Origin of the sequence: uncultured Traorella sp. (genome assembly GCF_944327115.1) — a bacterium.
Lineage (GTDB): Bacteria > Bacillota_I > Bacilli_A > Erysipelotrichales > Erysipelotrichaceae > Traorella.
Window position 1 is genome coordinate 56,698 of the sequence record NZ_CALVGS010000113.1, and the last position, 6,905, is coordinate 63,602.

The window sequence follows — 6,905 nt, forward strand, 5'->3', positions numbered from 1 at the left end:
CTTCCTAAAATGCGATCTTTGAAGAAATATATTCATTTAAATCTTCGATCTTGATTCTTTCCTGCTCCATGGAATCACGATCACGAACCGTAACACAACCGTCATTCTCAGTATCGAAATCAGGTGTGATGCAGAATGGCGTTCCGATCGCATCCGCTCTGCGATAACGCTTGCCGATGCTGCCTGCATCATCAACATCAACAGCAAAATCAACACACAGCTGTTCAAAAAGCTTCATAGCCAGATCATTCTGTTTTTTACTAAGCGGCGTGATACAAGCCTTGACAGGTGCTAAGGCCGGATGCAGATGCATTACGATACGCGTATCCTTATCGTTGATGACCTCTTCATCATAAGCATCCGCAAAAACACTGAGGAAAACTCTTTCCACACCCACTGCCGGTTCAATGCAGTAAGGGATATACTTCTCATGGGTCATCGGATCCATATATTCCAGATTTTCCTTGGAATGTTCCATATGACGCTTTAGATCGTAATCCGTACGATCTGCAATGCCCCACAGTTCGCCCCAGCCGAACGGAAAGTTATATTCGATATCACAGGTCGCTTTGGAATAGAAGGACAGCTCTTCCTTCGCATGATCACGGAAACGCAGATTTTCCGGCTTGATTCCATAATGCGTCAAGAAATCCATGCACGTCTTTTTCCAATAATCGTACCACTTCAGATCTTCGCCGGGCTTACAGAAAAATTCCATTTCCATCTGTTCAAACTCACGTGTCCTGAATATAAAATTACCGGTCGTAATTTCATTTCTTAAAGATTTTCCTACCTGGCAAATACCAAAAGGAAGCTTTTTACGCATGGTTCTTTGAACGTTCTTAAAATTCACAAACATTCCCTGCGCAGTTTCAGGACGGAGATAGATCGTGCTCTTCGCATCCTCCAAAGTCCCCTGAAATGTTTTAAACATCAAATTAAACTGACGGATCTCTGTGAAGTCATGGGCACCGCAGTTTGGACAGCCGATATGATTGTCCTTGATATACTGCATCATTTGTTCGTTGCTCCAGCCTTCCGGATTCACTTTGCCATTTGAAAACTCTTCGATCAGATGATCCGCGCGATGACGGGTCTTGCATACCTTGCAATCCATCAAAGGATCTGAAAAGCCCTGTAAATGTCCCGTTGCTTCCCAAACCTTTGGATTCATCAAAATAGCACTCTGAATGCCTACATTGTAGGGTGACGTCTGGACAAATTTTCTCCACCAGGCCGTTTTAATATTGTTTTTTAATTCTACTCCTAAAGGTCCGAAATCCCACGTATTGCTCAGACCGCCGTATATCTCGGAACCCTGATATACAAATCCTGAATTTTTCGCATGATTGACGATTTTTTCAAAACTGAAATCACCCATATGTTATGCCTCCTAAATTTTAATTGTGCAAACAAACTCATCCTATTTTATAACACAAAAACCACTTGATTGTCAAATTAAGCAAGTGGCTGTAAAACCTCTAAAAACGCATGGCTGCGAAGCGTGATCTCACCATAGCGATGTAAAAGCTCAACAAGATAGCTGACTGACTGGAAGGAAAGTGTCGAAGCTGCTTCTAAAGCCTGATAATTCTCAAGAGAAGCGTGCGCTGCATAGCGTAAATTTTTTAATTCATCCACGCTTAGATGATAATGACGCGTCTGATCAAAGCAATGAACGCATACAAAACCGCCATCCGGAATCGATAAGGCACATAATCCTTTCTCCGAAGAACAAAGCACGCACGCATCGACCACGATCGAAACGCCGCTTGAGCGCAGCACTTCACATAACAGCAAGGCATAGATACAATAAGGATTCGCACAGCTGTCCAGGATTTCTATATATTGAAGAGCATCTTCAAAGCAGATGTCAGTCTTATTCATGATTTCAAGAAAACACGAATAAATGCTTTTGCGGATCAGATCATGTTCAATATTCAAAAAACGTTTTACCATTTCCGCATTTTTCAACAGCACGATCTTCGACGTATTCTTATCGATCGTATGAAAAAGGCTGTAACATCCTACTTCTGTATAATTACGGTTTTTAGAATGTGTTTTTAATACCCCTTTTGCTTTCATGCTTATCTTTCCAAAAGGCGTAAGCACATTCATGAGCACATCATGATCATGAATGAGCGTATTTGTCAAGACGATGCCCTTAAAATCACTCATCAAGCTCACCGATACCAAACTGATGGATCTTGCTCTCCTTATTGCGCCAATTTTCTTCTATGCGTACATACAGCTCCAATTCAACCCTTTTGCCCAGAATGAAGCGTAATTCCTTTTGCGCATCTAAACGAATAGAAGAAATCATCTTACCCTGTTTGCCGATCAATATACCCTTCTGACTGGCTCTTTCAACAATGACCATCGCCTGGATATAGATCTTATTTTCAGTTTCTTCCCTATTTTCAATGACCACCGCCACCGAATGCGGGATTTCCTCCTGTGTCCGATAAATGATTTTTTCACGGATCAGTTCACTGATCAAAAAATTCTGATCGTGATCACAAATCGTATCACTATCAAAATACATAGGTCCCTCTGAAAGATATTTCTTCGTCGTTTTGATCAATTCATCGACATTTCGCCTTTCAAGAGCGCTTAATGGAAAGATCTCTTTAAAATCATATCGTTTTTGCCATTGCAAGATCAACTGCATGACCTTATCGCGTGACAAAAGCTCCGCCTTATTTAAGATAAGAAAAATATTTTCCGATTTTCCTTTGATCTGATTTAATACAAATTCTTCTCCATGTCCAAAAGGAACCGATGCATCCACCATATAATAAATGACATCAACATCCTGTAAAGACGCATAAGCACTTTTATTCAGCGTACGGCCCAATTCATGATGCGGTTTATGGATCCCCGGGGTATCAATAAAGATCATCTGAGAATCCTCATCACTTAAGATCCCCTGGATATTGTTGCGCGTTGTTTGCGGCTTGCTTGAAATGATCGCCAGCTTTTGATTCATAATGCTGTTCAAAAGCGTGCTCTTGCCGGCATTAGGACGTCCTACGATTGCGATAAAACCGCTTTTCATCTTATAGATCCTCTTGCGTAAAGCTCATCGGAAGAAGCTGTTCGATCGTTGTTTCAAGCTGTGATGTACGGTTCGCCAGATAAATCGGCGTATCTTTTTTCAACAGCTCGACCAGGACCTGTCGGCAGGCACCGCAAGGTGCGGCAATCGTATTTCCTTCACAAACGATAGCCAAAGCCTTGATATCCTCTTTGCGGACACCTTTGGAATATGCTGCGAAAACCGCACTTCTTTCCGCACAATTGGTAAGTCCGAATGAGGCATTTTCAATATTTGCACCATCATAAAAATCACCATTCACCGTTTCAAGACATGCTCCGACACGATATCGTGAATAAGGTGCATAGGCATTTTCCAGATTTTTAAAAGCTCTTTCTACTAATTTCTGATCAATCATCGTAATACTCCTTTCAGGATCATACATCCTATCACAACTGCATATAAACTGGCAAGCAGGACACAACCGGCACTCAGATCCTTGATATATTTGATCTTTACGTTAAGATGAGGATCAATAAGATCACAGATGCGCTCAACAGCAGTATTTACCATTTCACATAAGACGACGATAAAAACAGCGCTGACGATCCAAAGCCATTCCTCACCACTAAATCCATATATCCAGCCAAAAACAAGCACAGCCGCAGCAAAGACCAATTGAAGCCGGACGCTTTTGTCTTTGACGGCACAGCCAAGACCACTGAATGCAGCCTTAAATTTCTTAAAAAGAGAAACCATCCAATATCACATCCTGCAAAGCGAACATCTCTTTTTCATCCTCTTCATTCATGTGATCATAGCCGAGAAGATGTAAAAGCCCATGGGTACATAAAAAGCTGATCTCACGGCATTCGCTGTGCCCATACTCTTTGGCCTGCTTTCTCACCGCATCCACACTGATGAAAATATCTCCCAGCTCTGCTTCGATTTCCTCCAGCATGATCTCATCCTCACTATCCTTCAATGCAAAGCTGATCACATCTGTAGGACGATCGATATTTCTATACGATTTATTGATTTCATGGATCTCGCGGTCATTCACCAGAATGATCGATACGTCATAATCCCGATCAACCCTGCATACCTCACGCGTCTTTTCAAAAATACGCTGAAATCTCTCTTCATATTCATTCCATTTTTCATCATTTGTCTGATTGATGAGCGTTATCATAATCCACCTCGAATTCTTTTCTATTATAACATAAAAACGATTGCTTTCTTGCTCCAAATCATATAAAAATGAAATTTTGTCATTTTTAAAAAACCTTTAGCGGGATCATATACCCTTACCTTCTTTTGAACATCCTCGACCAACACATAATGGCCATGATGATCAAAGCCGATAAAAGCAATATACGGTGTTTTTTTTATGAGATGAAGCGAAGATACCGCCTGACAAGGAAGTACCAGATTCAATTCTTCAAACAGATCTGACATACATAAGCCCTTTTCACCGAGCTTTTTTTCACAGCGGCAGATTACCTTTGTTAAATCTGTATCAATCAATTCATTCAGTCGTTTTAATACCTCAATACCACAGTTCATATTTATACCTCCTACTCTTATATATCCATTCCAAATAAAAAAAAGAAACTTCTGATGTTTCTTTTTTAAGAATTTTCATATTTTTCGTAACGTTCAAGTATTTTTTGTACCATCGGATGACGAACGACATCATGACTTGTCAGTTCAACACAGCTGATACCCTCAACATCATGCAGATACTCGATTGCCTGCGTCAGACCGCATTCCTTGGGCTTCACAAGATCGATCTGGGTCGTATCACCGGTGATCACGATCTTCGAATTAAAGCCCATGCGTGTCAAAAACATCTTCATCTGTGAACGCGTCGTATTCTGTGCCTCATCCAGAATGATGAAAGCATTATCCAGCGTCCTGCCACGCATATAGGCCAAAGGAGCAATTTCTATGACATCTTTTTCCATGAGCTTTGCCACCTGCTCATTTCCCAGCATATCATACAAGGCATCATAAAGAGGACGTAAATAAGGATCGACCTTTTCTTTCAGATCACCCGGTAAGAAGCCTAAAGATTCACCCGCTTCTACGGCCGGACGTGTCAGCACGATTCGAGAGAAAACGCCCTTTTTCAGCTGGCTGACAGCATAAACGACTGCAAGATAAGTTTTTCCGGTGCCTGCCACTCCGCTTGCAAAGACGATATCACTGTTTTCCATGCTCTCAATAAGCACGCGCTGACCGATCGTTTTAGGAAAGATCAGCTTACCGTTAAATGTCTTGGCAATCGGCTCATTTGAAAAATGAAGCTTTTTGGAATAAGGATACTTCTTCACCAGATTACATAGATATTGGACATCGCTTAAAGACAGCTGATGGGTTTGTTCCATCAAAGAATAACAGTTTTTGATCACCTTCAGGCACAACTCATTTTCTCCAAGGCATATCAAAGAATTATCATCAAAAACGAGCTGGCAATCAAATTCATTCTCTAAAAGCTTTAAATACTGATCATTTGGACCACAAAGCATTCTTCTTTCATCCATTTCCCAATAAGAAACATCTAAACTGTATTTATTCATCACTTTCTCCTACTACCGCAATCATCTCATATAAAACATAATAATTGGACATCCTTATTGTAGCTGAATCTTCTTCAAATTGCAAAGGAATCTCTTTGACAATATATTCATCTTTATCAAGTGACAGCTGCATCCTGCTTTTCATCAGACATAAATAATAATTGATGGCCTCGGGAAGCTCATTTTTAGAGATTTCCACGTCAATGCGTTCAAAGGTATAGGCATAGACCTTTCCCAATACATCGCTTGTCTTCTCTTCTTCCTTGCTATCCAAAATGATATGGCTGACCAAGACTTCTCCTTTTTGTACTTTTTGATTGATCTTGACGACCTTATTCCCTTTCGCTACATCAAAAGCGGCAATGACACCATCTTTAGAAGCGATAAGATCATATGGATGAAACTGTGAAAGCTCCATTTTTTCACGGGGAAGAAAATGAATTTCCAGCTTGGAACCTTTTTGATGTACGGCATACCAGTTGAGATCCTGATTCAGCTCAGCCAGCTTTTTATAGATACTTGTACTGTCCCAATAGAAAAAAGGTGTTTGAAACTGTTTCAGCTTTGTTTCGATGAGATCGTGATGGAAATCACTTTCACCCAGGATCTCTACCTGAAAAATAGTTTTGGATAAACCCAAAAACAAAAGCAGCGAACAAATCAAAGCAGCTATTTTTTCTTTGCTGGCAAAAAAGCGAAACACCATGCCCATCATGCCGATACTTGACTGATAGTGAATGAGCGGATGTTTTTGAAGCAATGTTCGATATTTACAAGAAGAAGAAAAATAAACATATTTCTCTTCCCTCAGATGGTAGATGGTAATACGATGCTGCATCACATAAGCCATCACTTCATAAATATCACATTCCGCCTTATAAAGATCATGCCCTCTCATGAGCTAAAAAATCAACCTTCCTGATTTTCCCTTTTAAGATGATCTCATCCGCATTCAGATAGACGATAAAAAGCTCCTCACCGCTAATCATGACAGTCGTATGCGCCGTTTCAATATGTATCTCTTGGATCGATACCTTACTGATTTTTTTATAATGAATGATACTGATTTTTTCATCAGATAATGTGATCATCAGACACCTCATTTCAGTATATGAAAGAAGTGTCCGTAAACTGAACTTATTTGCAAAGATAAAAAAAAGGGCACTTTAAATTCGTGTGTGGGTGTGCCATAGCTCTAAACTTTGGTGTTGCCATTTTAAAACCTATTTAACTTTATGTGTGGGTATCTTTAACATCTCATGTGGGTACCCTCTTTTTAGTATGAA

The 6,905-nt window shown here is 40.3% G+C and carries 10 protein-coding genes; all 10 read right to left on the bottom strand.

Annotated elements, in window-relative coordinates; translation table 11 throughout:
- Positions 1-4: 4 nt before the first annotated feature.
- Complete coding sequence (locus tag Q0K35_RS09970) at positions 5-1,381, bottom strand: glycine--tRNA ligase (RefSeq protein WP_294562697.1); 1,377 nt, start codon at positions 1,379-1,381, stop codon at positions 5-7.
- A gap of 77 nt (positions 1,382-1,458) precedes the next feature.
- Positions 1,459-2,178: a DNA repair protein RecO gene (gene recO / locus Q0K35_RS09975; RefSeq protein ID WP_294562698.1), complete on the bottom strand. Its 720-nt coding sequence runs from the start codon at positions 2,176-2,178 to the stop codon at positions 1,459-1,461.
- On the bottom strand, positions 2,171-3,058 hold the full coding sequence (gene era / locus Q0K35_RS09980; RefSeq protein WP_294562699.1) for a GTPase Era: 888 nt from the start codon (positions 3,056-3,058) through the stop codon (positions 2,171-2,173). The genes recO and era overlap by 8 nt, the downstream gene beginning before the upstream one ends.
- Before the next feature lies 1 nt (position 3,059).
- Complete coding sequence (gene cdd / locus Q0K35_RS09985) at positions 3,060-3,455, bottom strand: cytidine deaminase (protein ID WP_294562700.1); 396 nt, start codon at positions 3,453-3,455, stop codon at positions 3,060-3,062.
- Positions 3,452-3,796 (bottom strand): diacylglycerol kinase family protein, encoded by a 345-nt coding sequence (locus tag Q0K35_RS09990; protein WP_294562701.1) that lies wholly within the window; start codon positions 3,794-3,796, stop codon positions 3,452-3,454. Before Q0K35_RS09990 ends, cdd begins: the two co-directional genes overlap by 4 nt.
- On the bottom strand, positions 3,780-4,232 hold the full coding sequence (ybeY, locus tag Q0K35_RS09995) for an rRNA maturation RNase YbeY (protein WP_294562709.1): 453 nt from the start codon (positions 4,230-4,232) through the stop codon (positions 3,780-3,782). Before ybeY ends, Q0K35_RS09990 begins: the two co-directional genes overlap by 17 nt.
- 20 nt (positions 4,233-4,252) lie before the next feature.
- Positions 4,253-4,603: a cysteine peptidase family C39 domain-containing protein gene (locus Q0K35_RS10000; RefSeq protein WP_294562702.1), complete on the bottom strand. Its 351-nt coding sequence runs from the start codon at positions 4,601-4,603 to the stop codon at positions 4,253-4,255.
- Between the two features lie 65 nt (positions 4,604-4,668).
- Positions 4,669-5,619: a PhoH family protein gene (locus Q0K35_RS10005; RefSeq protein WP_294562704.1), complete on the bottom strand. Its 951-nt coding sequence runs from the start codon at positions 5,617-5,619 to the stop codon at positions 4,669-4,671.
- Entirely contained in the window at positions 5,612-6,517 is a 906-nt protein-coding gene (locus Q0K35_RS10010; protein ID WP_294562705.1) for a sporulation protein YqfD, read from the bottom strand. The genes Q0K35_RS10005 and Q0K35_RS10010 overlap by 8 nt, the downstream gene beginning before the upstream one ends.
- A complete protein-coding gene (locus Q0K35_RS10015; RefSeq protein WP_294562707.1) occupies positions 6,504-6,710 on the bottom strand; it encodes a YabP/YqfC family sporulation protein in 207 nt (68 codons plus the stop codon). Before Q0K35_RS10015 ends, Q0K35_RS10010 begins: the two co-directional genes overlap by 14 nt.
- Positions 6,711-6,905 lie beyond the last annotated feature (195 nt).

Bases quoted from the DNA above. Each gene is read 5' to 3' on its own strand.
- Q0K35_RS09970 (WP_294562697.1), bottom strand. From the start codon at position 1,381: ATGGGTGATTTCAGTTTTGAAAAAATCGTCAATCATGCGAAAAATTCA.
- recO (WP_294562698.1), bottom strand. From the start codon at position 2,178: ATGAGTGATTTTAAGGGCATCGTCTTGACAAATACGCTCATTCATGAT.
- era (WP_294562699.1), bottom strand. From the start codon at position 3,058: ATGAAAAGCGGTTTTATCGCAATCGTAGGACGTCCTAATGCCGGCAAG.
- cdd (WP_294562700.1), bottom strand. From the start codon at position 3,455: ATGATTGATCAGAAATTAGTAGAAAGAGCTTTTAAAAATCTGGAAAAT.
- Q0K35_RS09990 (WP_294562701.1), bottom strand. From the start codon at position 3,796: ATGGTTTCTCTTTTTAAGAAATTTAAGGCTGCATTCAGTGGTCTTGGC.
- Q0K35_RS10000 (WP_294562702.1), bottom strand. From the start codon at position 4,603: ATGAACTGTGGTATTGAGGTATTAAAACGACTGAATGAATTGATTGAT.
- Q0K35_RS10005 (WP_294562704.1), bottom strand. From the start codon at position 5,619: ATGAATAAATACAGTTTAGATGTTTCTTATTGGGAAATGGATGAAAGA.
- Q0K35_RS10010 (WP_294562705.1), bottom strand. From the start codon at position 6,517: ATGAGAGGGCATGATCTTTATAAGGCGGAATGTGATATTTATGAAGTG.
- Q0K35_RS10015 (WP_294562707.1), bottom strand. From the start codon at position 6,710: ATGATCACATTATCTGATGAAAAAATCAGTATCATTCATTATAAAAAA.